Consider the following 23,649-nt stretch of genomic DNA (forward strand, 5'->3'; position numbering starts at 1 on the left):
TGACGATTGCTTAGCATGCTGTGTACTAAACAACTGTGAATGGACAGGAACATGAAAAAATTTACTGCAAGCATACTGGCCACCGCCGCGCTCGTCGCCTCCCTGCCGGCATCGGCTGTGACGATCCCCTCCACCACCTCGGTGACGTCCACCAGCACCACCTACCTGAGCACGACCACCTTCAACACCAGCAACCACGACTTCAACAATATCGGCACGGCCAGCTGGGATTTCCTGTTCAACCCAAGCTTCAGCCTGCCCGGCAGCAGCATCACCGAAGCCTGGCTGATCGTCTCCGCGCGCCAGGCGACCGGCGCCAATGACTTCATCAAGGTGAACAACACGCAACTGGGCGCCCTGCTGCCTGGCACCGGCAACAGCGAGGAACTGACGACGTTCAGCCTGCTGCCGCTGTTTAACACCAGCGGCACCTGGTCTGCCAGCAATACGCTGAGCCTGGCACTGCAGCTGAACTACAACGCCCCCAGCCAGGCAAACAAGGCGCTGACGCTGGAATACGCCACCATCAGCCTGAAGTTCGCCGACGTGTCCAACGGCGGCAATAACAACCCCGACCAGAACGCCCCCGCAGTGGGCGACGTGCCGGAACCGGGCACTGCCGCGCTGTTCGGCCTGGGCCTGGCCGGCGCACTGCTGGCGCAGCGCCGCCAGCGCCGCCAGGGCTGATCCACCCCGCTGTCGCGGTTACCAGGGTTGTTACCCGGGTGGTCGCCCGGGTTGTTACCCGGCTGCTGCATAGCTCAGCACCGGACGGCTTTTCGCCATCACCCGCGCCAGGCCGGCGCCTTCCATGCTGTCCAGCACGGCGTCCTTGCGGCTGCCGTGCGCCAGCGATTGCAGGCTGACGCCGTCGGCCACCGGCAAGGGGCGGATCAGGTAGCTGTGCCCGCCGTCCAGGCCGGGCAGCAGCACCGGTCCCTGGTCCGTCGGATAGGCGTCGCGGCGGTGCAGCCAGCCGGCTTCGCCGTCGATGAAGTCGGCGGAAAGCTGGTTGTAGTGCACGTCCAGCACCGGCGCCACCTCGCAGCGCAGGCGCAGTGCCACCCGCAGGGCGATCATTTTCCGGTGCAAGCGCGCCCAGGCCAGCACGGCGTCATGCTGCCGCAGGTAGGCTTGCGCCTGCGGCGTGCCCTGCGCCAGGCCGGCATGGCCGTGCGCCGCCAGGTGCGCCTCCAGCACATGCTGCCCCAAGGCCTGGGCGCCGTCCCCCACCACCAGCTGCAACTGCCTGGCCAGGAGACCGGCGCCTTCGTACAAGGCCGGTTCGTCCACCTGCACCGCCGCCTGCAATTCCAGCACATGCGTTCCGGCGCCGACGGCGCCCAGCGCGCGTAGCCAGGAGCGCGCCAGCCCGGCTTGCGCCAGGCGCTGCGCCAGCGCGGCCAGTTCGGCCGGCAGCGCCGCGTCCAGCGCCGGCAGGCGTGCCAGCTCGTCCGCTTCCGGCGCGGCGCGCAGGTCGCCGGCCTGGTGCAATTGCTGGCTGAGCAGGTCCACCCGCGCCTGGCTGATGGCCAGGCCGGTCTGCCACAGGCTTACGCCGCAACCGATGCCGGCGCCGCACAGGGCAGGATAGAAACGGCCGCTGGAGAAAAAGGCGGCGCCGGCAGGATAGCCGTGCGCGGCCCGCAAATTGGGCAGGCCCACTGCGCGGCGCATGCCGGGCAGCTGGGACGCGATGGCGAGCTGCTGCAAGGCAGCATCCTCAAGCCACAAGCCCTCCGACGCGACCACGCGGGCGCGCTCGGATACAACACGAATGAATTTGCCCATTCTGTATTTCCATTTGATGTTTCGTGGAAATGGGCACTGGAGAAACTACGGGATCAGAGTCGCTCGCGCAGTGATGCCAGGCCCATCGGGAAAGTGTTGAGTCGTGCGTGAATCATAAAAAACTCCTTTCGTGGATAAGGCACTGGTTAAGGGGACTGCAATATTACCCCACTTACATTAAGTTGACACATCCTCACCAAATTTATTTAACATTCTTCGCGCCGGTGGGTCCGCGCGGATTGTGTACAATGTATCGTTCTGCTATCCGGCCTCTGCCCTATCTCTGCCCTTCTTTTACGTGCGACCATGAACCAACTCGAACAGCTCAAGCAATACACCACCGTTGTTGCCGATACCGGCGATTTCCAGTCGATCAAGGCTTACACCCCGCGCGACGCCACCACCAATCCCTCGCTGATCCTGAAGGCCGTGCAGAAGGACGAGTACAAGCCGCTGCTGGAAAAAGCCGTGCGCGACCATCCCGGCGCGTCCACCGGCGAGATCATCGACCACCTGCTGATCGCCTTCGGCACCGAGATCCTGAAGATCATTCCAGGCCGCGTCTCCACCGAGATCGACGCCAAGCTGTCTTTCGACACCGAAGGCAACGTGGCCAAGGGCCGCGAGCTGATCGCGCTGTACGAAAAGGCCGGCATTCCGCGCGAACGCGTGCTGATCAAGATCGCCTCGACCTGGGAAGGCATCCGCGCCGCCGAGATCCTGGAGAAGGACGGCATCCGCTGCAACATGACGCTGCTGTTCTCGCTGAGCCAGGCCATCGCCTGCGCCGAAGCGGGCGCCCAGCTGATTTCGCCTTTCGTCGGCCGTATCTACGACTGGTTCAAGAAGAGCACCGGCATCGACTACGTGGGCGCGGAAGACCCGGGTGTGCAATCGGTCAAGCGCATCTACAACTACTACCGCAAGTTCGGCTACGACACCGAAGTGATGGGCGCGAGCTTCCGCAACACCGGCCAGATCCTGGAACTGGCCGGCTGCGACCTGCTGACCATCAGCCCGGACCTGCTGCAGGCGCTGGCCGACAGCAACGCGCCGGTGGAGCGCAAGCTGAGCGAGGACGCCAGCGCCAACGCCAACGTGGGCAAGATCGCCGTGGATGAAAAAACCTTCCGCTTCATGATGAACGAAGACGCGATGGCTACCGAGAAGCTGGCAGAAGGCATCCGCGCCTTCTGCGCCGACTCGGGCAAGCTGAAGCAAATCATCTCCGGCATGCGCTGATCTTCCGCCGCGCGGAACCAGGCCAGGCCCACCGACGTGCGCCTGGCCTTTTTTAATTTCAGACCGGAAATCTGTACAAAACGTTACATTTAACACTGTTATACAATGGCCGATACTGCCTTTGTAATACACAAGCTAAGGGCAAGCACCTAGAAAACCTCAACACTAATCCAGAGACATCTATGAGATCAGTCCCACGCTGCACTCCCGTCGCCGCCGCCATCATCACCCTCTCCTTGCTGGCTGCCTGCGGAAAGAAAGATGACAAGGCCGGCTCGGCACCGCCGCCACCGCAAGTCGCCGTCTACACCGTGGCCCCTGCCACCGTCACCCTCACCACCGAACTGCCGGGCCGCCTCGAAGCATCGCGCGTGGCGCAAGTACGCGCGCGCACGCCGGGCATCGTGCTGCAGCGGGTGTACAAGGAGGGCTCGGACGTGAAGGCCGGCGAGGTGCTGTTCCGCATCGACCCGGCGCAGTTCCAGGCTTCCTACGACAGCGCGCAGGCGGCCGTGGCCAAGGCCGAAGCCAACCTGGCGCAGGCCGAGCTGAAAGTGAAGCGCTACAAGCCGCTGCTGGCCGCGCAGGCCGTCAGCAACCAGGAATACGACGACGCGGTGACGGCCCAGAAGCAGGCCGCCGCCGACCTGGCCACCACGCGCGCCGCCCGCACCAACGCCGGCCTGACGCTGGGCTACGCCACCGTCACCTCGCCCATCTCCGGCCGCGTGGGCCGCGCGCTGGTGACCGAGGGCGCGCTGGTGGGCCAGGGCGAGGCGACGCCGATGGCCACCGTGCAGACGCTCGATCCGATCTACGTCACCATCACCCAGTCGTCCACCGACGTGTTGCGCCTGCAGCGCGCGCTGGCGGCCGGCAAGCTGAAGGGCGCCGGCAACGGCGCCGCCAAAGTCACGCTGGTGACCGAGGACGGTCAACCGTATCCGCAGTCCGGCAAGCTGCTGTTCTCGGACGTGGCGGTCGATGAAACCACCGGTTCGGTGGCGATGCGCGCCGAGTTCCCGAACCCGAACCGCACCCTGCTGCCGGGCATGTATGTGCGGGCGCGGCTGGAACAGGCAGTCAACGAAGCGGCGCTGCAAGTGCCGCAGCAGGCCGTGGTGCGCGGACCGGAAGGCTCGACCGTGATGGTGGTGGGCGCGGACAACAAGGTGACTGCGGTGCCGGTGAAAGCCGACGCGGCGCAGAACGGCAGCTGGATCGTCAGCTCCGGCCTGAAGGGCGGCGAGCGCGTGATCGTGGAAGGCTTCCAGAAGACCAAGCCGGGCGGCACCGTCACCCCGGCGCCGTGGAAAGGTCCGGTCGAAGCCGCGCCGGGCGCCCAGGCGCCGGCCGGCGCAGGCCCCGCCGCCCCTGCCGCAGCGCCCGCCGCCGGCGCCGCTGCAACGCCGGCGGCCCCGGCCGCCGCCAGCAAGTAACCGGGAGCTCAGATGGCAAAATTCTTCATCGACCGCCCCGTCTTCGCGTGGGTGATCGCCCTGTTCATCCTGCTGGGTGGCGCACTGGCGATTACCACGCTGCCGGTGGCGCAGTACCCCACCATCGCGCCGCCGTCCATCGTCATCACCGCCAACTACCCGGGCGCCACCGCCCAGGTGCTGGACGACGCGGTCACCAGCGTGATCGAGCAGGAAATGAACGGCGCCGACGGCTTGCAGTACGTCGAATCGCAGAGCGAAGCCAACGGCTCGGTCACGATCACCGTCACCTTCCTGCCCGGCACCAACCCCGACCTGGCCGCCGTGGACGTGCAGAACCGCATCAAGCGCGTGGAATCGCGCCTGCCGCAGGCTGTCACGCAGCAGGGCGTGCAGGTCAACAAGGCGCGCTCCAACATCCTGATGTTCGTGGGCGCCTCGTCCACCGACGGCTCGATGGACCCGGCCGCCATCGGCGACTACCTGGCCCGCAACGTGGTCAATGAAATCAAGCGCCTGCCCGGCGTGGGCCAGGCCCAGCTGTTCGGCACCGAGCGCGCCATGCGCGTCTGGGTCGACCCGGCCAAGCTGGTGGGCTACAAGCTGACCATGGCCGACGTCACCGCCGCCATCCGCGCGCAGAACGCGCAGGTCACCGCCGGCACCCTGGGCGACCTGCCCGCGCCGCGCTTCCAGACCTATTCCGCGCCCGTGGTGGTGCAGGGCCAGCTCACCTCGCCCGAGGAATTCGGCAAGGTGGTGCTGCGCGCCAGCGGCACCGGCGCCACCGTGCGCCTGGCGGACGTGGCCCGCATCGAAATGGCCGGCGCCAACTTCAACATCAGCGCGCGCCTGAACGGCAAGCCTTTCGTCGCCATCGCCGTGCAGCAGTCGCTGACCGGCAATGCGCTGGCCACCGCTGAACTGGTGCGCAACAAGATGGAAGAGCTGTCCAAGTTCTTCCCGCCCGGCCTGAGCTACACCGTGCCGTACGACACCTCGCTGTTCGTCAAGATCTCCATCGAGGAAGTGGTCAAGACCCTGCTGGAAGCGGTGCTGCTGGTGTTCATCGTGATGTACGTGTTCCTGCAGAACTTCCGCTACACCCTGATCCCCACCATCGTGGTGCCGGTGGCCCTGCTGGGCACCTTCGCCGTGATGCAGGTGGCCGGCTTCTCCATCAACGTGCTGACCATGTTCGGCATGGTGCTGGCGATCGGTATCCTGGTCGACGACGCCATCGTGGTGGTGGAAAACGTCGAGCGCATCATGAGCGAGGAAGGGCTGTCGCCGCGCGAAGCGACGCGCAAGGCCATGTCGCAGATCACCGGCGCCATCATCGGCATTACGCTGGTGCTGATCGCCGTGTTCATCCCGATGGCCTTCTTCGGCGGGGCCGTGGGCGCCATCTACCGCCAGTTCTCGCTGTCCATGGTGTCGTCCATGGTGTTCTCGGCGCTGATGGCGCTGACGCTCACGCCGGCGCTGTGCGCCACCATCCTGAAACCAGTCGAAGCGGGCCACCACCACGAGAAGAAAGGCTTCTTCGGCTGGTTCAACCGCGGCTTCGCCAAGACCGCCACCGGCTACCAGGGCGTGATAGCCAGGATCCTCACCCGCACCGGCCGCTACATGATCATCTTCCTGCTGATCTGCGGCGTGGTGGGCTGGCTGTACGCGCGCCTGCCGTCGTCCTTCCTGCCGAACGAGGACCAGGGCTACATCATCACCAACGTGCAGCTGCCGCCGGGCGCCTCCAAGAGCCGCACCGAGGCCGTGCTGAACAAGGTCGAGGAATACATGGCCAAGCAGCCAGGCGTGGCGCGCACCATCGCCGTGGCCGGCTTCAGCTTCTCGGGCAACGGCCAGAACGCCGGCCTGGTGTTCGTGCCGCTGAAGGACTGGAGCGAACGCGGCGCGGAAGACTCGGCCGAGAAGATCGCAGGGCGCGCGTTCGGCGCGCTGTCGGGCATCGCCGACGCCATCATCTTCCCGCTCAGCCCTCCGCCCATCCGCGAACTGGGCAACGCCACCGGCATCACGGCGCGCCTGCAGGACCGCAGCTCGCAGGGCCACGCCGCGCTGGTGGCCGCGCGCAACCAGCTGCTCGGCCTGGCCGGCAAGAGCGAAGTCCTGGCGGGCGTGCGCCCCGAGGGCCTGGAAGACGCGCCGCAGCTGCAGATCGACATCGACCGCGACAAGGCCAACGCCCTGGGCGTGGCCTTCGCCGACATCAACAGTTCGCTGTCGGTGGCATTCGGCTCCAGCTACGTGAACGACTTCACCAGCAGCGGGCGCCAGCAGCGCGTGGTGGTGCAGGCCGACGCGCCGCAGCGCCTGCAGCCGGAAGACCTGCTGCGCCTGAACGTGCGCTCCGCCTCCGGCTCCATGGTGCCGATGTCGTCCTTCGCCACCTCGCGCTGGATCAACGGTCCGGTGCAGCTGGTGCGCTACAACGGCTACCCCGCCATCAAGCTGACCGGCAACGCGGCCCCCGGCCGCAGCACCGGCGAAGCGATGGCCGAGCTGGAGCGCCTGGCGCAGCAGCTGCCGCCGGGCTTCGGCATCGAGTGGACCGGCCAGTCGCTGGAGGAGAAGACCTCCGGCTCGCAGGCGCCGGCGCTGTTCGCGCTGTCCATGCTGGCCGCCTTCCTGGTGCTGGCCGCGCTGTATGAAAGCGAATCGATCCCGGTGGCGGTGCTGCTGGTGGTGCCGCTGGGCGTGCTGGGCGCGCTGCTGGGCGCCACCATCCGCAGCCTGCCCAACGACGTGTACTTCAAGGTGGGCCTGATCGCGATCATCGGCCTGTCGGCCAAGAACGCGATCCTGATCATCGAGTTCGCCAAGGACTTGCAGGCGCAGGGCAAAGGGCTGATCGAAGCCACGCTGGAAGCGGTGCACCTGCGCTTCCGCCCCATCATCATGACCTCGCTGGCCTTCATCCTCGGCGTGCTGCCGCTGGTGGTCGCGTCCGGCGCCGGTTCGGCCAGCCAGCGCGCCATCGGCACCGGCGTGATGGGCGGCATGATCACCGCCACGGTGCTGGCGGTGTTCCTGGTGCCGGTGTTCTTTGTCGTGGTGCGCAAGATATTCAAGGGAAGCGAACGCCAGCGCCGCCTGGCCGCGCACGAACTCGACCTCCCGGAGAAAAAAGTATGATGAAGACCAAGCATGATCACAGCGCGCCGCCACGGCGCGCACCGCGCGCACCGCGCGCACCGCGCGTCACCGCGGCGGCCGGCGCGCTGGCCGCCGCAGCGGTGCTGCTGGGCGGCTGCACCATGGCGCCGACTTACCAGCGCCCCGAGGCGCCCGTCGCGGGAACCTACCCCGCCGTGCCGGCCGCCGCCGGCGGCAGCGGCGGCGTTGCGCCGGCCGGCAAGCCCGCCACCGACACCGGCTGGCGCGAATTCTTCCCCGACCAGCGCCTGCAGCAGCTGATCGCCACGGCGCTGGAATACAACCGCGACCTGCGCACCGCAGCGCTGCGCATCGAGGAAGCGCGCGCGGCCTACAACATCCAGTCGGCCGACCGCCTGCCCAACCTGAACGGCACGCTGGGCGGCACGCGCGCCAAGACCCCGCGCTCCGTGTCCACCACCGGCGCCGACATCACCGGCACCCGCTTCGACGCCGGCCTGTCCATCTCGTCCTTCGAGCTGGACTTCTTCGGCCGCGTGAAGAGCCTGAACGAGGCCGCCCTGGCCACCTACCTGGCCAGCGACGAAGCGCGCCAGGCGGCGCAGATCAGCGTGGTGGCCGAAGTGGCGAAGGCTTACTTCACCGAGCGCGCCTTTGCCGAGCAGTACCGGCTGGCGCAGCAGACCTATGAAGCGCGCGCCCGCACCTACCAGCTCACTCAGCAGCGCGTGGAAGTGGGTGCCTCCTCGCGCCTGGACCTGCGCTCGAACGAAACGCTGATGGAAACGGCGCGCGTGGCCGCGCTCACGCTGGCGCGCCAGCGCGCGCAGGCCGAGAACGCGCTGACGCTGCTGGTGGGCCAGGCGCCGGCCGCCGCCGCCAGCGGCGCCATGGCCAGCGACGCCGCCATCGACGCCATGAGCGCGGTGCCGGAAGGCTTGCCGTCCGAACTGCTGGCGCGCCGGCCCGACATCCGCGCCGCCGAGCAGCGCCTGAAGGCGGCCAATGCCAACATCGGCGCGGCGCGCGCGGCCTTCTTCCCGCGCATCAGCCTGACGGCCGCCATCGGCAGCAGCAGCCCGGACTTCTCGGGCCTGTTCGACAGCGGCACCGGCAGCTGGTCCTTCGTGCCGCAGCTGGTGCTGCCGATCTTCGACGCCGGCCGCAACCGCGCCAACCTGAACCTGAGCGAGGTGCGCAAGAACCTCGCCGTGGCCGACTACGAGAAGACCATCCAGACCGCCTTCCGCGAAGTGGCCGACGCGCTGGCCGCGCGCACCTACCTGGGCGACCAGGTGGCCGCGCAGCGCGCCGTGCAGGATGCGCAGGCCGACCGCCTCAAGCTGCTGCAGCTGCGCTTCGAAAACGGCGTGGCCAGCTCGCTCGACGTGCTCGATGCGCAGCGCGAGCTGTTCAGCGCGGAGCAGTCGCTGGTGCAGGCGCGGCTGCTGCGCACCACCAGCGCCATCGACCTGTACCGGGCGCTGGGCGGCGGGCTGAAGTAGCGGCGCCGGCATGGCGGGTTACGGTGCGCAGCGCCCGACCCGCCCCACGCCGCCCTGTAGAATATTCCCATGACCTCCTCCCCCATCACCATCCGCCTCGGCCAGCGGGCGCGCCGGCGCATCGCCGCCGAGGGCATGCAGGCGGCCGACGTGGCCATCATCCCGGCTGCAGCCGGCGGGCCGAAAGGCCTGATCCTGCATGGCCTGGACCGCTGGCTGTTCGGCGATTTCCTGAAGCAGGCGCCGCGCCAGCGCCGCCTGATCGGCGCCTCCATCGGCGCCTGGCGCATGGCCGCTGCCGCCTGCCGCGACCCGGACACCACGCACCGCCGCCTGGCGCAGCTGTACGCGCACCAGCGCTATCCGGCCAAGGTGGACGCCGCCTACGTCAGCAACACCTGCCGCGCCCTGCTCGACGAGCTGCTGGACGGACGCGGCGCCGAGGCGCTGGCCAACCCGCACTACGCGCTGTCCATCATCACCGCGCGCGGCGTCGGTCCGCTGGCGCAGGCGGCCGGCAGCCGCTGGCGCGAACTGGCCGGCTTCCTGCGCGCGGCGGCCGGCAACGCCGTCTCGCGCAGCCGCCTGGCCGGCGCCATGGAACGCGTGATCTTCCACGACGCGCGCGACGGGCAGGACTGGCTGCGCCAGGAATTCGACGCCTTCGCCAACCACTTCGTCGGCCTGTCCGAGCACAACCTGCGCGACGCGCTGCTGGCCTCCGGCTCCATCCCCATGGTGCTGGAAGCGGTGTCCGGCATCGCCGGCGCGCCTGGCGGCGCCTACTGGGACGGCGGCCTGATCGACTACCACCTGCACCTGCCCTACCAGCGCGATCCCGGCCTGGTGCTCTACCCGCACTTCAGCGACTACATCGTGCCCGGCTGGCTGGACAAATCCATGCCCTGGCGCCGCGCCCGCGCCAGCCCACATGGCGCGCTGGAAAACGTGATCCTGGTGTCGCCCTCGCCCGCCTTCCTGTCCAGGCTGCCGAACGGGAAAATGCCCGACCGCGCCGACTTCAAGTTCTACGGCCAGAACCACGACACCCGCATCCGCGACTGGACCCGCGCCATCGGCGAGAGCGAACGCATGGCGGAAGCCTTCGCGCGCTGGAGCGAGAAGCCGGACTTGTCACAAACTTCATCATTTCAGTAAGCTCACACAGTGTTGTAAAAGGCCGCCGCCGCGCGGCGCGGCGATTGCCCGCCCCCGCCAGTCGGCGCATACTCATCCCTGCCGGATGGCAACTGAACGAGGGAGAGCATGCGATGAATTTTCTGTCCAATATGCGGATCGCGACCCGGCTCGCGGCCGGCTTCACCATCGTGCTGGCGCTGTCCGTGGTGGCCACCGGCTACGCGCTGGTAAACGCGCGCGCCAACGCCGAAGCGACCAAGCAGATGATGGCCAACCCGCTGGCCACCGAGCGCCTGGTGTCGGACTGGTATGTGCTGATCTACTCGGCCATCGCGCGCACCGCGCTGTTCTCCCGCACCACCGACGAGCAGCTGCCCGTGGTGTTCGCCGACGTGGTGGCCGACAGCACCAAGCGCGGCTCGGCGCTGATCAAGAAGATCGAGGACCTGCTCGACACCGACGAAGAGCGCGAAATCATGAAGACCATCGTCGGCCTGCGCAACCAGTACCAGGACGCCAAGAACAAGGTGATGGACGCCAAGAAGGCCGGCAACGCCGCCGAGTCCGAGCGCGCCTTCAAGGAGGTGTTCACGCCGGCGGCGGAGGCCTACCAGAAGCGCGTGCTGTTCCTGCTGGAGCACCAGCGCAAGGACATCGACGACACCGCCAAAGCCATCGACGCGGCCAACAGCCGCAGCACCACGCTGATGGCCATCATGGGCGTGCTGCTGGTGACGGCCGGCGCCGTGGCCGCCTACATCATCTCGCGCAGCATCACGCAGCCGCTGCGCTCGGCCGTGGCGGTGGCCGCCACCGTGGCGCAGGGCGACCTCACCATGCGCTTCAGCCAGGACAAGGCGCGCGATGAAATCGGCGAACTGATGACGGCCCTGCACACCATGAACGACGCACTGCGCAACGTGGTGAGCCAGGTGCAGAGCGGCACCAACGCCATCGCCAGCGCCTCCAGCGAGATCGCTTCCGGCAATATGGACCTGTCCACCCGCACCGAAGAGCAGGCCAGCTCGCTGGAAGAAACCGCCTCCTCGATGGAGGAGCTGACCGCCACCGTGCGGCAGAACGCCGACAGCGCGCGCCAGGCCAACCGGCTGGCGCAGACCGCGTCCGAGGTGGCGGTAAAAAGCGGCGCCATCGTCGGCCAGGTGGTCGACACCATGGGCGCCATCGACGCCTCGGCGCGCAAGATCGTGGACATCATCGGCGTCATCGACGGCATTGCCTTCCAGACCAACATCCTGGCGCTGAACGCGGCGGTGGAAGCGGCGCGCGCCGGCGAACAGGGGCGCGGCTTCGCCGTGGTGGCGTCCGAAGTGCGGCAACTGGCGCAGCGCAGCGCGGCAGCGGCCAAGGAAATCAAGGAATTGATCGGCAACTCGGTGCAGCAGGTGAACGCCGGCACCGCGCTGGTCCAGCAGGCCGGCGCCACCATGGGCGAGGTGGTGACCAGCGTGCGCCGCGTAAACGACATCATGGCCGAGATGAGCTCATCGAGCAGCGAGCAAAGCCACGGCATCGAGCAGGTGAACCGCGCCATCACGCAGATGGACCAGGTCACGCAGCAGAACGCCGCGCTGGTGGAACAGGCTGCCGCCGCCGCGGCCAGCATGCAGGAGCAGGCCGCCAGCCTGGCCAGCGTGGCCGCCTCCTTCAAGCTGGAGGAAGGCCACGGCGGCAGTCAACGCATCAGGATGTCAGGAACATCTGCTGCAGGTCGTTCAAGAAGCGCTGCCCTAATTCCGTCGGCTTGATCAGCTTGTAGTCGCGGTACAGCAGGCCCTTGGCCTCGGCCGCGTTGAGCTGCTTGTCGATGGCGCTGATGGACAGGCCGGTGCGCTCGGTGAACAGATTGGGCTCGAAGCCTTCGTGCAGGCGCAGCGTGTTGAGCATGAATTCGAAGCCCATCTCGTCGCGCCCGATCTCGTATTCCTCCTGCACCGGATTGCCCGCCTTTACCGCTTCCATATAGGCCTTGGGCTGCTTGTAGCGCGCCTGGCGCAGGATGCGGTGCGGGAAGGAGAGCTTCGAATGCGCGCCGGCGCCGATGCCGAGGTAGTCGCCGAAGTGCCAGTAGTTCAGGTTGTGTTTGGCGCGGTGGCCCGGCTGCGCGTAGGCCGAGATTTCGTACTGGCCATAGCCTCGGGCGGCGGTCATCTCGGCTATCATGTCCTGCATGTCGGCGCTGGCGTCGTCGTCCGGCAGCACCGGCGGGTACTTGGCGAACAGCGTGTTCGGCTCCATCGTCAGGTGGTACAGCGACAGGTGCGGCGGCTTGAAGGACATCGCCGTTTCGATGTCCTCGCGCGCCTGCTCCAGCGTCTGCGTCGGCAGCGCGTACATCAGGTCCAGGTTGAAATTGTCGAAGTTGGCCAGCGCGATCTCCACCGCGCGGCGCGCCTCGCCGCCGTCGTGGATGCGGCCCAGCGCCTTCAGGTGCTCCTCGTTGAAACTCTGGATGCCGATCGACAGGCGGTTGATGCCGCTGGCGCGGTAGGACTTGAACTTCTCGGCCTCGAAGGTGCCGGGGTTGGCCTCCATCGTGATCTCGGTGTCCGCGTCCATCGGCAGCAGGGTGCGCACGTCCGACAGCAGCCGGTCCAGGCCCGCCGCCGACATCAGGCTGGGCGTGCCGCCGCCGATGAAGATGGTGTGGATACGGCGCCCCCAGATCAGCGGCAGCGCCATTTCCAGGTCGCTGCGCAGCGACGCCAGGTATGCCTCTTCCGGGAAGCCGCCGCCCTTGGCCTCGTGCGAATTGAAGTCGCAGTACGGGCACTTGCGCACGCACCAGGGGAAATGGATGTAGAGCGACAGCGGCGGCAGCGCGGCCAGGTTCAGCGCGCCGGGCTGCAGGTAATGCAGCGCGGTGCCGGCGGCGGCCTCGTTGTGGCCCGGCGCGGCGGACGACGGGGCCGACAATGTTGCGGCGGACTTGGCGCCGACGACCTTGATCGGGATCATTTCAGTTTCTCTACCAGTGCGCGCAAGGCCTGGCCACGGTGGGACAGCTGGTTCTTTTCATCGGCGGTGAGCTCGGCTGCGCACTTGCCCAGTTCCGGGATGAAGAAATGCGGGTCGTAGCCGAAGCCGCCGCTGCCGCGTGCCTCGGCGATGATCCGGCCGTTCCAGCGGCCGTCCGCGATCACCGGCTGCGGATCGTCCGCATGGCGCACGAACACCAGCACGCAGTAATAGTACGCCGATTTGTCGGCGTGGCCGGCCAGGTCGGCGATCAGCTTGGCGCTGTTGGCGGCGTCCGACTTCGGCTCGCCGGCGTAGCGCGCGGAATACACGCCGGGCGCGTTGCCCAGCGCCGTCACGCACACGCCCGAATCGTCGGCCAGCGCCGGCAGGCCGGTCAGGCGGGCCGCGTGGCGCGCCTTTTCCAGTGCATTTTCGACAAAAGTGTGGTGCGGCTCATCCGCTTCCGGGACGTTGAATTCGCCCTGGGCGTGGACGGAGTAGCCAACCGTCGACAGCAGCTCGTTGAATTCTTTCAGCTTGCCGGCGTTGTTGGAGGCGAGGACTAGGCGTTGGGTCATGGATATTCTGGCGGTGCGTTGATGACAGCGCGCCATTGTAATCCTTTTGCGCGCCGCGCTCCCCGCTACGGTATCAGCAGCGCCTGGATCTCCGGCTCCTGGTAATTTTCCAGCGTGACCATGACCGCCTCCGTCAGGATCAGCTGCGGCTTGGTGGCCGTGCCGCGCGCGGCGGCCACGGCCGCCTTCATCGCCAGGTAGCCCATCTGGCGCGGGTCCTGCACCACCAGGCCGTGGATTTCCTGCTTGCGCAGGCCGTCGAGCAGGAAATCGGTGGTGTCGAAGCCGAGGAATTTCTTCTTGCCGGCCAGGCCGGCCTGCCGCAGCGCGCGCAGCATGCCGTCCGTGCTGGACTCGTTGACGGCGAAAATGCCGTCGAGCTGGGGGAATTGCTCCAGCAGCCTGCCCGCGCTGCGGGTGGCCTTGCCGCGCGTGCCGCCGCCGTAGGCGTCCACCACGGTCATCTGCGGCGCGTGTTTCTTCAGGTAGTCGATGAAGCCGTTGGCCCGCTCGTCGGTCGAGCCGCTGCCCGGAACGGTGCGCAGCACCGCCACGCTGCCCTGCCGGTTCAACAGGCCGGCCAGGCGCTCGGCCGCCAGCCTGCCGGCGGCAACATTATCGGTGGTGACGAAATTGGCGTGCGCGTTGCCGTCCAGCGCCGAGTCCACCGCCACCACCTTGATGCCCTGCGCGACGGCCTGCCTGACCGGTTCGGCCAGCCGCGCGCGGTCGGTCGAGGCGATGACGATGGCGTCGACCCCGGGCCGGCTGTAGATGCGCACGATCTGGATCTGCGACTCGATGTCGTCGTTGTGGGCCGGGCCGCGCCAGGTCAGCCTGACGCCGCCCTCCTCCTGCACGGCCCGGTCGACGCCCTGCCGCATGAAGGTCCAGAAATCCTGGTCGCGCGACTTCGGGATGAAGACCACGTCCAGGTCCCTGGCATACGCCGGGCACATCGCAATCATGATGCACGGCAGCAGGAGCGACAGCCACTTTTTCATAGTGCCTATATTGTATGCCTTGGCGGCAGGCGCCGCCGCCCCGCTTGTCAGGCGGCCAGGCCGAGGGCCTGCTTTTGCAGCCTGACCAGTTCCTGGATGCCGCCCTCGGCCAGATCCAGCAGGCGGTTCATGCCGGCGCGGTCGAATGCCGCGCCTTCGGCCGTGCCCTGCACTTCGATGAAGTGGCCGGCGTCGGTCATCACCACGTTCATGTCGGTGTCGCAGTCCGAGTCCTCCAAGTAGTCCAGGTCCAGCACTGGCACGCCCTTGTAGACGCCGACCGAAATGGCGGCCACGAAATGCCTGACCGGCACGGCGGGAATCGCGCCGCGCGCCACCAGCGTGGAGAAGGCGTCGTAGGCGGCCACCATGGCGCCGGTGATGGAGGCGGTGCGGGTGCCGCCGTCGGCCTGGATCACGTCGCAGTCCAGGTTCAAGGTGCGCTCGCCGAACGCCTGCAGGTCGAAGGCGGCGCGCAGCGAGCGCCCGATCAGGCGCTGGATTTCCTGCGTGCGGCCGCTTTGCTTGCCGCGCGCCGCTTCGCGGTCCATGCGGCTGTGGGTCGAGCGCGGCAGCATGCCGTATTCGGCCGTCAGCCAGCCCTGGCCCTTGCCCTTCAGGAAACCCGGCACCTTCTCTTCGATGCTGGCGGTGCAGATCACCTTGGTGTCGCCGCATTCGATCAGCACCGACCCTTCGGCGTGCTTGGTGTACTGGCGCGTCAGGCGGATGGCGCGCAGCGCGTCGACGGGGCGGCCGCTGGGGCGGGTATCTAAAGTCATGGCTCAGTCTTTCGGTGTAAGTAGTTGGGACGATTTTTCGATGGCGCCGCGGATCTCGGCGATGGCGCGCTCGATCTCGTCGTCGTCGAAGGCGTCCGCCGGCGCCGCCCCGGCATCGTGCTGCACGGCGCGGCTGATGGTGGTGTTGACCTGGTCCTCAGGCAGCATTTCGGTCGAGATGATACTGGACATGCCGGCCGCCGTGGTGGGCGCCGCGTCCGCCACCGAACTGCCCTGCCACATGATGGCCAGCGCGGTGGCGTTGTCGCCGCTGGGGCCGCCGATGGCCACCGCCGCCTGCAGCATGTCCGGCACGGCCCGCACCACGGTCTGCGTGGCCAGGCGCTGCGCCAGGGCGGCGTCGCCCAGCACCGACCACAGGCCGTCCGAGCACAGCAGCATCACGTCGCCCGGCAGCATGCTGGCGCGGCGCGACAGTTCCACCTTGGGCAGGCTGGTGGCGCCCAGGCAGTTGTACAGCTTGTTGCGGTCCGGATGGGTGGCGCGCTCGGCAGCCGGCACCAGGCCCTTGGCGATCAGGTTTTCCACGTGCGAATGGTCGCGCGTGCGCGCCAGCACCTGGCCGCCGCGCATCCAGTACAGGCGCGAGTCGCCGCAGTGCGCCCAGACCGCGACGTTGTGCTGGATCAGGCAGGCCACCACGGTGGTGCGCGGCGTTTCGGGCAGGTTGTGCAGCGCCTTGTAGCGGTGGATTTCCTGGTGCGCGGCCATGAACGCCTCCTCCAGGAAACGCTCCGGCTTTTTCACATAGGGCGTGGCCTGCTGCTGGAACAGGGTGGAAATGGTCTGCATGGCGAGGGTGGCGGCCACCTCGCCGCGCAAATGGCCGCCCATGCCGTCGGCCAGCACCAGCAGCAGGGCGTCGCGCGTGAAGCTGTAGCCCATGCGGTCCTGGTTGACCTTGCGGCCGCCGATGTGGCTTTCCTGATATACGGAGAATTGCATGGTGGTCCCTGGATGGTCCTGGTCGGTCAGGATTGCGTGGTCTGGCCCGCGTTCTTGTTGCTGCGCCCGAAGCGCCCCAGCAGGCCGCGCACCTGCCCGCCGAGCCGCTCCAGCGTGCCCGGCGCGGCCGGCGGCGCCACCGGCGTTTGCAGCACTTTCTGCATCTCGAACAGGCTTTGCGGCCGCGCCAGCGGGTCCAGCAGCAGCGCGCGGCGCACCAGCGCCACCAGTTCCGGCGTGTACAAACCGTCCAGCTTGGCGAAATGCCCCTCCATTTTATCCTCCTTGCGGCGCTGGTCGGCCGGTTGCGGCGGCGAACCGACCATGCAGGCGAACATCGAGGCGCCGATGCTGTACACATCGGTCCACGGCCCCAGCGGCTCGGTCTTGGCGTACAGCTCGGGCGGCGCGAAGCCGGGGGTGTACATCGGCGTCAGCTTGGGCAGGTCGCTGTTGACGGTCTGGCGCGCCGCGCCGAAGTCCAGCAGCATGGGCGTGCCGTCGGTACGCAGGTAGATATTGGCCGGCTTCAGGTCCAGGTGCAGCAGTTGGTTGGCGTGCACTTCGCGCAGCCCCTTGAGCACCTGGGTGAAGATCTGGCGGATAAAGGCTTCGCCCGCTTTGCTGCCCTTGGCGCGCTGCCTTTGTATATGTTCTTGCAAGGAATGGCCCGATTCGTAGGCCATTACCATGTAGACAGTGTCGTTAGCACGGAAGAAATTCAACACTCTTACAACATTCGGATGCGAAATCCGTGCCAGCGCCCTTCCCTCCTCGAAGAAGCATTTCAGGCCGATGCGGAACACGGGCAGATTGGCTTTCGCTATGGAGGGGGCCAATTCTCCGGGCTGGCGCAGCGCCAGCGCGCTCGGCAGGTACTCTTTGACCGCGACCGCATTGCCTTCCGCGTCATACGCCAGGTAAACAATACTGAACCCACCGGACGCAATTTTCTTTACAATGCGATATCCAGCAATTTCCAGCCCATCCGGCAGTGGAGCGTTGTTCTGTGCAGCCATAGGATTTCCTTGCTTCAACATTCGGATTGTGTGGATAAATCACTGTTTTGTAAAGTTTAAATCGGGGACATCCATTGAGCATTTCCAGCATGACAGGCTACGCGGTTGCCACCAGCGAAAGCGCGGCCGGGACACTGACAATAGAAATCAAGAGCGTCAATTCGCGTTTTTCTTGACTTGCAGTTTCGAATAAACGACGATTTGCGCGCGCTGGAACCCGATTTGCGCAGTGCCATCATGGCTGCCATCACCCGAGGCAAGGTCGAGCTGCGCCTGAGCTTCGGCCGCAAGGCTGCCGGCGCCGGCGCCACCGCCCTGAACACGACGCTGCTGGAAGAACTGGCCCGCCTGCAAGCGGAAGTCGGCAAACATTTCGTCGCTGCCCCGGTGATGAGTGTGGCCGAATTGCTGCGCTGGCCGGGCGTGGTGGAAGAAGCCCAGGTCGGCCAGGAAACTCTGCAGGCCGACGTGGCCGCGCTCACCGCGCGCACCGTGGCCGCCTTCGTCACCAGCCGCCAGCGCGAAGGCGCGGCGCTGGAAGCGATGCTGATTTCCCGCATCGAAGCCATGGAAGCCATCGTCAAGCGCATCACGCCGCTGATCCCGCAGGTGGTGGCCGCCTTCCAGCAGAAAGCCGTCGAGCGCATGCAGGAAGCGCTGGGCCTGGCCTGCCAGGGCTCCAACACCAGCCTGTCGCGCCAGGACGCGATGGAGCGCATCCGCCAGGAAGTGATCCTGTACGGCATCCGCATCGACGTGGCCGAAGAACTGGGCCGCCTGTCGGCGCACCTGACCGAAACGCGCCACATCCTGAAAAAAGGCGGCCAGGTCGGCAAGCGGCTGGACTTCATGATGCAGGAACTGAACCGCGAAGCCAACACCCTGGGCGCCAAGGCCTCCGTCAAGGAACTGGCCGACGCCTCCATGGAACTGAAGCTGCTCATCGAACAGATGCGCGAGCAAGTCCAGAACCTCGAGTAACAAAGCCGCCCCCGAAAATGGGGTCAGGGTTAATTTTCCGGGAAATATTTCCCGGAAAATTAACCCTGACCCCATTTTTCGTGGCGGGGGAATCGACGCTTGCAAATGAGAAGTGTTATCATTCTCATTTATTTGCCAACTTGAGCGCTCGCGCCGGCTTCGACCATGCCCCGTTTTCCATCTTCCTCGTTTCCCTTCCGCCTTTCCCTGATCGCCGCTGCCGTGGCGTCGCTGCCGCTGGCTGCGTACGCGCAGCAGGCGGGCGATGCCGCCGCGGCGCCGCTGGAAACCATCCAGATCACCGGCAGCTGGCTCGGCTCCGGCCTGCAGAACAGCGTGAAGAACTTCGCCGGCGCGCGCACCGTGCTGCAGAAGGATGACATCGACAACACCGGCGCGGCCAGCATCGGCGACGTGCTGCGCCGCATCCCGGGCGTGCAGAGCACGGACAACTCCGGCACCGCCGGCAGCACCATCTCCCTGAACATCGGCGTGCGCGGCCTGACCGGGCGCTACTCGCCGCGCTCGACCGTGCTGCTGGACGGCATCCCGCTGGCGGTGGCGCCGTACGGGCAGCCGCAGCTGTCGTTCGCGCCGGTCAGCCTGAACAACATCGAATCGGTGGACGTGGTGCGCGGCGGCGGCGCGGTGCGCTATGGCCCGCAGAACGTGGGCGGCATCATCAACTTCCGCAGCCGCGCCGTGCCGGACACCCCGGGCCTGAGCGGCGACGCTTCGGTGCGCTACAACCACTTCGGCGAAGGCGGCCATAACACGCAGTACAGCGCCTTCGTCGGCTCGCAACTGGACAACGGCCTGGGCGTGGCCCTGCTGTACTCCGGCATGGACGGCAGCGAATGGCGCGCCGGCAGCGACGAGAAGGTCAACGACGTGGCGCTGAAGCTGCGCTACAAGCTGGATGCGCACAGCGAGGTGTACGGCAAGCTGAGCTACTTCGACGTGAAATCGTTCACGCCGGGCGGCCTGACGGTGGTCCAGTACAACGCCAATCCCTTCCAGAACACCCGCCCCACCGACTTCTGGGACGGCGAGCGCAAGGGCGCGGACGTGGGCTACCTGAACGCGCTGTCGGCCACGCAGGAATTCGAGATCAAGGCGTATTACAACGAAAGCGACCGGCGCAGCGCGCTGATCAACGCGGCCAGGACGCAGATCACTTACCAGCCGCGCAACTACCAGGTGCTGGGTATCGAGCCGCGCTACACGCAGCGCTTTACGCAGAACATCGGCGCCGGCCTGACGCACGACCTGACCGTGGGTTACCGCTACCTGCGCGAGCGCGGCGACGACAACAACTACCTCCAGACCGTGGCCTCCGGCGCCAACGGCGCCGTCTCCACCTTCGTCAACGCCACCGACGCGCACTCCCTCTATGTGGACGACCGCATCGCCTACGGCGCCTGGCGCGTGACCCCGGGCGTGCGCTTCGAGCGCATCAGCTCGGACCGCCTGGACGTGAGCGCCCAGCGCAGCTTCGTCACCGACAACGACAAGGCCTTGCCGTCGCTGAACGTGGCCTACCTGGTGAACCGCGCGCTGACCGTGTTCGCCAACTACCAGACTTCCTTCGGTTCGGTGCAGAACACGCAGCTCAACTCGCAGACGGCCGCCAACCCGCTCAAGCCGGAGGAAGCCAAGACGTCCGAACTGGGCGCGCGCTGGAAGACCGGCGCCCTGAGCGCCGAACTGACCGCCTTCCGCCTGAAGTTCGACAACCAGATCATCCAGATACCCGGCTCCACGCCGCCGGTATTCCAGAACATCGGCGCCACCAAGCATGACGGCGTGGAAACGGCCATCGACTACAGCTTCGACGACGCCGGCGCGCTGGCGGGCCTGAACCTGTTTGCCAACTACAGCTACACCAAGGCGATCCAGGAGTCGGGCAGCACCGCCGGCAAGGACGTGCCCTTCTACTCGCGCAACACCGACACCGTGGGCGCGCGCTACCGCATCGGCGCGTGGACCGTGAACCTGTCCAGCACCCATCAGAGCAAGCAGTTCTCGGACGCGGCCAACACCGTGGCCGAAGCGGCCAACGCCGGCGTGGGCCGGATTCCCGGCTTCCGCCTGTGGAACGCGCAAGTGAACTGGAAGCTGGCCGGCAAGCCCGGCTACGAGGTGCTGGCCGGCGTGAACAACCTGGCCGACAAGCGCTACTACACCCGCAACGTGGACGGCAACCTGGGCCGCATGGCGGGCGCGCCGCGCATGGCGTACGTGCAGCTGCGCGTGGCCTATTAAGCCAGCAGCGCCTGGTACGCCAGGCGCTTGAACTCGAAGGTGTAGGGATTCCAGAAACCCATCTGGCGCTGCGCCATCAGCACGCCGGCGATGTTGTGGCGCGGGTTGATCCACCACTGGGTGCCCGCGATGCCGCCCCATTCGAATTCGCCGGCGCTGGCCGGCGGATCATCGGCGCCGGGCCGCAGGATGACCGCGCCGCCCAGGCCGTAGCCCTTGCCGGGCACGGCGCCCACGGTGGGAAAGCCGATGCTGACGCCGGCCGTCAGCTGGTTGCTCATCATGGCCGCCACCGTATCCGGCCGCAGCAGCGCCGTGGGCGAAGCCGGCATCAGGCTGCGCAGCAGCGCCACCATGTCCGGCAGGCTGGACACCAGCCCGCCGCCGCCGGAATAGCGCGCCACCGGCGTCAGATAGGCGCCCGGGAAAGGCGAGCCGGCCAGGCGTCGCAGGCCCGGCACCGTGGGGTCGTTGCGGCTGGCGCCGGCGTAATAGGCGGTCAGGCGTGCCCGCTTCTCGGGCGGGATGACGAAATACGTGTCCGCCATGCCCAGCGGGGCGAACACAGCCTGCTCCAGGTAGCGGTCGAAACGCTGGCCGCTCACCACTTCCACCAGCCGCGCCAGCACGTCCGAGGCGATCGAGTATTCCCACTGTTCGCCGGGATGGAAAGTCAGCGGCAGCGGCGCCAGCGCGTCGATCAGGCCTGCCAGCGAACTGTCGGCGTGCATCACGCGGCGTGCGCTATAGGCCTGGTAGATCACGCTGCCGGGGTCGAGAAAGCCATAGCTCAGGCCGGAGCTGTGGCACAGCAGGTGGCGCGCGGTGATGGAACGGCGCGCCGCTTCGCTGTCGTCCAGCCGCGTGGCGCCGGGGCGCAGCACGCGCCGTCCGCCCAGCGCCGGCAGCCAGCGCTCCACCGGCTCGTCCAGCGCCAGCCTGCCCTGCTCCACCAGCTGCATGACCGCCACGCTGGTGACCAGCTTGGTGTTCGAGAAGACGCGGAACAGGTGGTCCTGGCGCAGCGCGATGCCGGCCTCCTTGTCGGCCCAGCCGGCGCAGTGCGTGTCCACCACGCGGGTGCCGGCCAGCAGCGCGCACGAGGCGCCCGCGAGGATCTGCGCGTCCACCCAGGCTTGCATGGCGCCGTGTACTGCCTTGAATTGTGTGCTCATGGCTGCACGGTAGCGCATGCGCGCCGCCAGTTCAACCCGAACCGGCTCAGACCGGCGGATGCGGCCTGGCGCGCTCGCGGCCTATGCCTTCGAACCAGTCCAGCGCGGCGCCCCACAGCGCCTGCGCCTGCGGCCGGAAGTAGCCCATGTGGCCGATCTTGCCGAGGCCGGACGCGGCCGGGTCGATGGTGATGCCGAACCACGGCGCGTTGCGGTAGCCGCGCATGAAGGCGTCGCGCGAGTTGGGTGGCGCCCACAGGTCGTCCACCGCGTTGACCGCCATGATGGGCGCGCGCACGGCCTCGAAGCCGGCTGCCACCTGGCGCATGGCGGGGTCGTCGAAGAAGTAGTGCGGATAGCGGCACCAGTGCTTCCACTGGCGGTACACGTCCAGCGGCAAGTCCTCTCCCATGCCGAGCTTGCTCCATGCCAGGCAGCCTTCCCAGCGCGTGAGCAGCGGGCCGACCAGGTTCCACATGATCTTCACGCGCACGCGTTCGAGCAGCGGCATCCAGCCATGCCAGCCGGCGCCGGTGGCGAAGGTGTACAGGCCGTCCACCTTGTCGTGGTTGGGCAGCAGGCCGAAAGCGTGGCCGCCGTAGGAGTGGCCCACCATGTACAGCGGCACGGCCTGGCCGGGGCCGGCGGCATCGCCTTGCTGCCCCGCCCCACCCGCCGCCGACATCGCTTCGACCGCCGCCGCCAGGTCCAGCCGGCCCCAGTCCAGGTAATCCATGCGGAAGCCGCGCAGGGTCTTCGGCCTGGACAGGCCGATGCCGCGGTAGTCCAGCGTTAGCACGGTGTAGCCGTAGGCGGCCGCGTATTCGGCAAAGCGGCGGTAGAAGCCTTGCGGCACGCCGGTGGCGCCGGCCACGATCAGGCGCGCGCGTTCCGGGCCGTGGCTGCGGTAGCGCAGCCCGGTCAGCGCGTAGCCGTCGGCGGCGTGCAGGGTGAGGCGTTCGGGCGGTACGGCGACGGCAGGCTTGGCGTTCATGGCATTCCTCGGGCTGGTCAGAATTGGGCGTCGAGCAGGGACAGCAGGGTTTCGGTGGCTTGCAGCATGGGCGTGGCGTCGTGCGCCACGCGCGCCTGCAGCAGCCCGCCTTCGTAGGCGGCCACCATCAGCGCCGCAAAGCCTTGCGCGCGCGCTTCGCCGTGGCCGGCCGCCACCAGCGCGGCCGCGATGCGGGCGCGGATGGCGGCGAAGCCCTCGGCCAGCGCCTGGCGCAGCGCCACGTCGGCCGCGGTCGACTCCAGCGCCACCGCCGCCAGCGGACAGCCGCGCTCGAAGCCGCTGCCGTCCAGGCCGCGCAGCGCGCGCCCTATCCACGCCTTCATGGCAGAGCGCGCGTCCGGTTCGCTCAGCATCAGCTTGTCCAGCATGGCGCACATATAGGACACCGTGCTTTCTATCGCGGCCACGGCCAGCTCATTCTTGCCGCCGGGGAAATGGTGGTACAGCACGCCCTTGGGCGCCTGCGCCTGCGCCAGGATGTCGCTCAGGCCGGCGCCGTGCAGGCCGGTGTGCTGCAGGGTGTGGATCATGGCGCCGATCAGGCGCTCGCGGGTGGTCGGCGGATGGGGGGCTGGCGTCGTCATGATGGGATTCTATAGACCGGTCGGTCTAGAAGTCAAGCGC

At 67.5% G+C, this 23,649-nt stretch carries 18 protein-coding genes and 1 pseudogene; 9 read left to right on the forward strand and 10 right to left on the reverse strand.

What is annotated here, in order from left to right:
- The first annotated feature begins 51 nt into the window (after positions 1 to 51).
- Positions 52 to 687 carry a PEP-CTERM sorting domain-containing protein gene (locus tag ACFJI2_RS19720; protein ID WP_377701522.1) on the forward strand — a complete coding sequence of 212 codons (636 nt, stop codon included), beginning with the start codon at positions 52 to 54 and terminating at the stop codon, positions 685 to 687.
- Positions 688 to 741: 54 nt separating this feature from the next.
- Here ACFJI2_RS19720 and ACFJI2_RS19725 read toward each other — a convergent pair whose 3' ends face one another.
- Entirely contained in the window at positions 742 to 1,791 is a 1,050-nt protein-coding gene (locus ACFJI2_RS19725) for an RtcB family protein (protein WP_377701523.1), read from the reverse strand.
- A 306-nt stretch (positions 1,792 to 2,097) separates the two neighbouring features.
- Here ACFJI2_RS19725 and tal point away from each other — a divergent pair, with 306 nt between their 5' ends.
- The 6 genes from tal (at position 2,098) to ACFJI2_RS19755 (ending at position 12,027) form a co-directional block, all read left to right on the forward strand.
- The gene (tal, locus tag ACFJI2_RS19730; protein ID WP_377701524.1) at positions 2,098 to 3,033 is read left to right on the forward strand and encodes a transaldolase; all 936 of its coding nucleotides are present in this window, start codon (positions 2,098 to 2,100) and stop codon (positions 3,031 to 3,033) included.
- Between the two features lie 182 nt (positions 3,034 to 3,215).
- Positions 3,216 to 4,472 carry an efflux RND transporter periplasmic adaptor subunit gene (locus tag ACFJI2_RS19735; RefSeq protein WP_377701525.1) on the forward strand — a complete coding sequence of 419 codons (1,257 nt, stop codon included), beginning with the start codon at positions 3,216 to 3,218 and terminating at the stop codon, positions 4,470 to 4,472.
- A gap of 12 nt (positions 4,473 to 4,484) precedes the next feature.
- Entirely contained in the window at positions 4,485 to 7,631 is a 3,147-nt protein-coding gene (locus ACFJI2_RS19740) for an efflux RND transporter permease subunit (protein ID WP_377701526.1), read from the forward strand.
- Positions 7,631 to 9,118: an efflux transporter outer membrane subunit gene (locus tag ACFJI2_RS19745; protein ID WP_377705875.1), complete on the forward strand. Its 1,488-nt coding sequence runs from the start codon at positions 7,631 to 7,633 to the stop codon at positions 9,116 to 9,118. The genes ACFJI2_RS19740 and ACFJI2_RS19745 overlap by 1 nt, the downstream gene beginning before the upstream one ends.
- A gap of 69 nt (positions 9,119 to 9,187) precedes the next feature.
- Entirely contained in the window at positions 9,188 to 10,276 is a 1,089-nt protein-coding gene (locus tag ACFJI2_RS19750; protein WP_377701527.1) for a patatin-like phospholipase family protein, read from the forward strand.
- A gap of 113 nt (positions 10,277 to 10,389) precedes the next feature.
- A complete protein-coding gene (locus ACFJI2_RS19755; RefSeq protein ID WP_377701529.1) occupies positions 10,390 to 12,027 on the forward strand; it encodes a methyl-accepting chemotaxis protein in 1,638 nt (545 codons plus the stop codon).
- On the opposite strand, the gene hemW is transcribed toward ACFJI2_RS19755, so the two are convergent.
- The 6 genes from hemW to ACFJI2_RS19785 form a co-directional block, all read right to left on the reverse strand.
- Entirely contained in the window at positions 11,963 to 13,237 is a 1,275-nt protein-coding gene (gene hemW / locus ACFJI2_RS19760; protein ID WP_377701530.1) for a radical SAM family heme chaperone HemW, read from the reverse strand. The genes ACFJI2_RS19755 and hemW overlap by 65 nt on opposite strands.
- On the reverse strand, positions 13,234 to 13,818 hold the full coding sequence (gene rdgB / locus ACFJI2_RS19765; RefSeq protein ID WP_377701531.1) for an RdgB/HAM1 family non-canonical purine NTP pyrophosphatase: 585 nt from the start codon (positions 13,816 to 13,818) through the stop codon (positions 13,234 to 13,236). The genes hemW and rdgB overlap by 4 nt, the downstream gene beginning before the upstream one ends.
- 65 nt (positions 13,819 to 13,883) lie before the next feature.
- Entirely contained in the window at positions 13,884 to 14,822 is a 939-nt protein-coding gene (locus ACFJI2_RS19770; RefSeq protein ID WP_377701532.1) for a substrate-binding domain-containing protein, read from the reverse strand.
- 47 nt (positions 14,823 to 14,869) lie between these two features.
- On the reverse strand, positions 14,870 to 15,604 hold the full coding sequence (gene rph / locus ACFJI2_RS19775; protein WP_377701534.1) for a ribonuclease PH: 735 nt from the start codon (positions 15,602 to 15,604) through the stop codon (positions 14,870 to 14,872).
- 3 nt (positions 15,605 to 15,607) lie between these two features.
- Positions 15,608 to 16,570, reverse strand: coding sequence for a PP2C family protein-serine/threonine phosphatase (locus ACFJI2_RS19780; RefSeq protein WP_377701535.1), 963 nt, complete (start codon positions 16,568 to 16,570; stop codon positions 15,608 to 15,610).
- A 26-nt stretch (positions 16,571 to 16,596) separates the two neighbouring features.
- Positions 16,597 to 17,589, reverse strand: a complete 993-nt coding sequence (locus ACFJI2_RS19785) for a serine/threonine-protein kinase (protein ID WP_107981361.1) — start codon at positions 17,587 to 17,589, stop codon at positions 16,597 to 16,599.
- 89 nt (positions 17,590 to 17,678) lie between these two features.
- Between ACFJI2_RS19785 and ACFJI2_RS19790 the strand changes: the two are divergent.
- A pseudogene (locus ACFJI2_RS19790) lies at positions 17,679 to 18,570 on the forward strand (YicC/YloC family endoribonuclease).
- A gap of 165 nt (positions 18,571 to 18,735) precedes the next feature.
- Complete coding sequence (locus tag ACFJI2_RS19795; RefSeq protein ID WP_377701536.1) at positions 18,736 to 20,835, forward strand: TonB-dependent receptor family protein; 2,100 nt, start codon at positions 18,736 to 18,738, stop codon at positions 20,833 to 20,835.
- Here ACFJI2_RS19795 and ACFJI2_RS19800 read toward each other — a convergent pair.
- From ACFJI2_RS19800 to ACFJI2_RS19810, 3 genes are read right to left on the reverse strand one after another with little or no spacing between them, the layout of a single operon-like run.
- Positions 20,832 to 22,010, reverse strand: coding sequence for a serine hydrolase domain-containing protein (locus tag ACFJI2_RS19800; RefSeq protein WP_377701537.1), 1,179 nt, complete (start codon positions 22,008 to 22,010; stop codon positions 20,832 to 20,834). The genes ACFJI2_RS19795 and ACFJI2_RS19800 overlap by 4 nt on opposite strands.
- Before the next feature lie 46 nt (positions 22,011 to 22,056).
- Positions 22,057 to 23,004, reverse strand: coding sequence for a serine aminopeptidase domain-containing protein (locus tag ACFJI2_RS19805; RefSeq protein ID WP_377701538.1), 948 nt, complete (start codon positions 23,002 to 23,004; stop codon positions 22,057 to 22,059).
- 17 nt (positions 23,005 to 23,021) lie between these two features.
- Positions 23,022 to 23,609: a TetR/AcrR family transcriptional regulator gene (locus ACFJI2_RS19810; RefSeq protein WP_377701539.1), complete on the reverse strand. Its 588-nt coding sequence runs from the start codon at positions 23,607 to 23,609 to the stop codon at positions 23,022 to 23,024.
- Between the last annotated feature and the right edge of the window lie 40 nt (positions 23,610 to 23,649).

It is taken from the genome of Pseudoduganella sp. UC29_71 (assembly GCF_042693265.1).
GTDB lineage: Bacteria > Pseudomonadota > Gammaproteobacteria > Burkholderiales > Burkholderiaceae_D > Rugamonas.

What these genes read in the sequence shown, in the direction of transcription:
- ACFJI2_RS19755 (WP_377701529.1), top strand. Translation starts at nt 10,390, where the DNA reads ATGAATTTTCTGTCCAATATGCGGATCGCGACCCGGCTCGCGGCCGGC.
- tal (WP_377701524.1), top strand. Translation starts at nt 2,098, where the DNA reads ATGAACCAACTCGAACAGCTCAAGCAATACACCACCGTTGTTGCCGAT.
- ACFJI2_RS19805 (WP_377701538.1), bottom strand. Translation starts at nt 23,004, where the DNA reads ATGAACGCCAAGCCTGCCGTCGCCGTACCGCCCGAACGCCTCACCCTG.
- ACFJI2_RS19785 (WP_107981361.1), bottom strand. Translation starts at nt 17,589, where the DNA reads ATGGCTGCACAGAACAACGCTCCACTGCCGGATGGGCTGGAAATTGCT.
- ACFJI2_RS19725 (WP_377701523.1), bottom strand. Translation starts at nt 1,791, where the DNA reads ATGGGCAAATTCATTCGTGTTGTATCCGAGCGCGCCCGCGTGGTCGCG.
- ACFJI2_RS19795 (WP_377701536.1), top strand. Translation starts at nt 18,736, where the DNA reads ATGCCCCGTTTTCCATCTTCCTCGTTTCCCTTCCGCCTTTCCCTGATC.
- ACFJI2_RS19780 (WP_377701535.1), bottom strand. Translation starts at nt 16,570, where the DNA reads ATGCAATTCTCCGTATATCAGGAAAGCCACATCGGCGGCCGCAAGGTC.
- ACFJI2_RS19750 (WP_377701527.1), top strand. Translation starts at nt 9,188, where the DNA reads ATGACCTCCTCCCCCATCACCATCCGCCTCGGCCAGCGGGCGCGCCGG.
- rph (WP_377701534.1), bottom strand. Translation starts at nt 15,604, where the DNA reads ATGACTTTAGATACCCGCCCCAGCGGCCGCCCCGTCGACGCGCTGCGC.
- ACFJI2_RS19745 (WP_377705875.1), top strand. Translation starts at nt 7,631, where the DNA reads ATGAAGACCAAGCATGATCACAGCGCGCCGCCACGGCGCGCACCGCGC.
- ACFJI2_RS19740 (WP_377701526.1), top strand. Translation starts at nt 4,485, where the DNA reads ATGGCAAAATTCTTCATCGACCGCCCCGTCTTCGCGTGGGTGATCGCC.
- ACFJI2_RS19770 (WP_377701532.1), bottom strand. Translation starts at nt 14,822, where the DNA reads ATGAAAAAGTGGCTGTCGCTCCTGCTGCCGTGCATCATGATTGCGATG.
- ACFJI2_RS19810 (WP_377701539.1), bottom strand. Translation starts at nt 23,609, where the DNA reads ATGACGACGCCAGCCCCCCATCCGCCGACCACCCGCGAGCGCCTGATC.
- ACFJI2_RS19720 (WP_377701522.1), top strand. Translation starts at nt 52, where the DNA reads ATGAAAAAATTTACTGCAAGCATACTGGCCACCGCCGCGCTCGTCGCC.
- ACFJI2_RS19735 (WP_377701525.1), top strand. Translation starts at nt 3,216, where the DNA reads ATGAGATCAGTCCCACGCTGCACTCCCGTCGCCGCCGCCATCATCACC.
- hemW (WP_377701530.1), bottom strand. Translation starts at nt 13,237, where the DNA reads ATGATCCCGATCAAGGTCGTCGGCGCCAAGTCCGCCGCAACATTGTCG.
- rdgB (WP_377701531.1), bottom strand. Translation starts at nt 13,818, where the DNA reads ATGACCCAACGCCTAGTCCTCGCCTCCAACAACGCCGGCAAGCTGAAA.
- ACFJI2_RS19800 (WP_377701537.1), bottom strand. Translation starts at nt 22,010, where the DNA reads ATGAGCACACAATTCAAGGCAGTACACGGCGCCATGCAAGCCTGGGTG.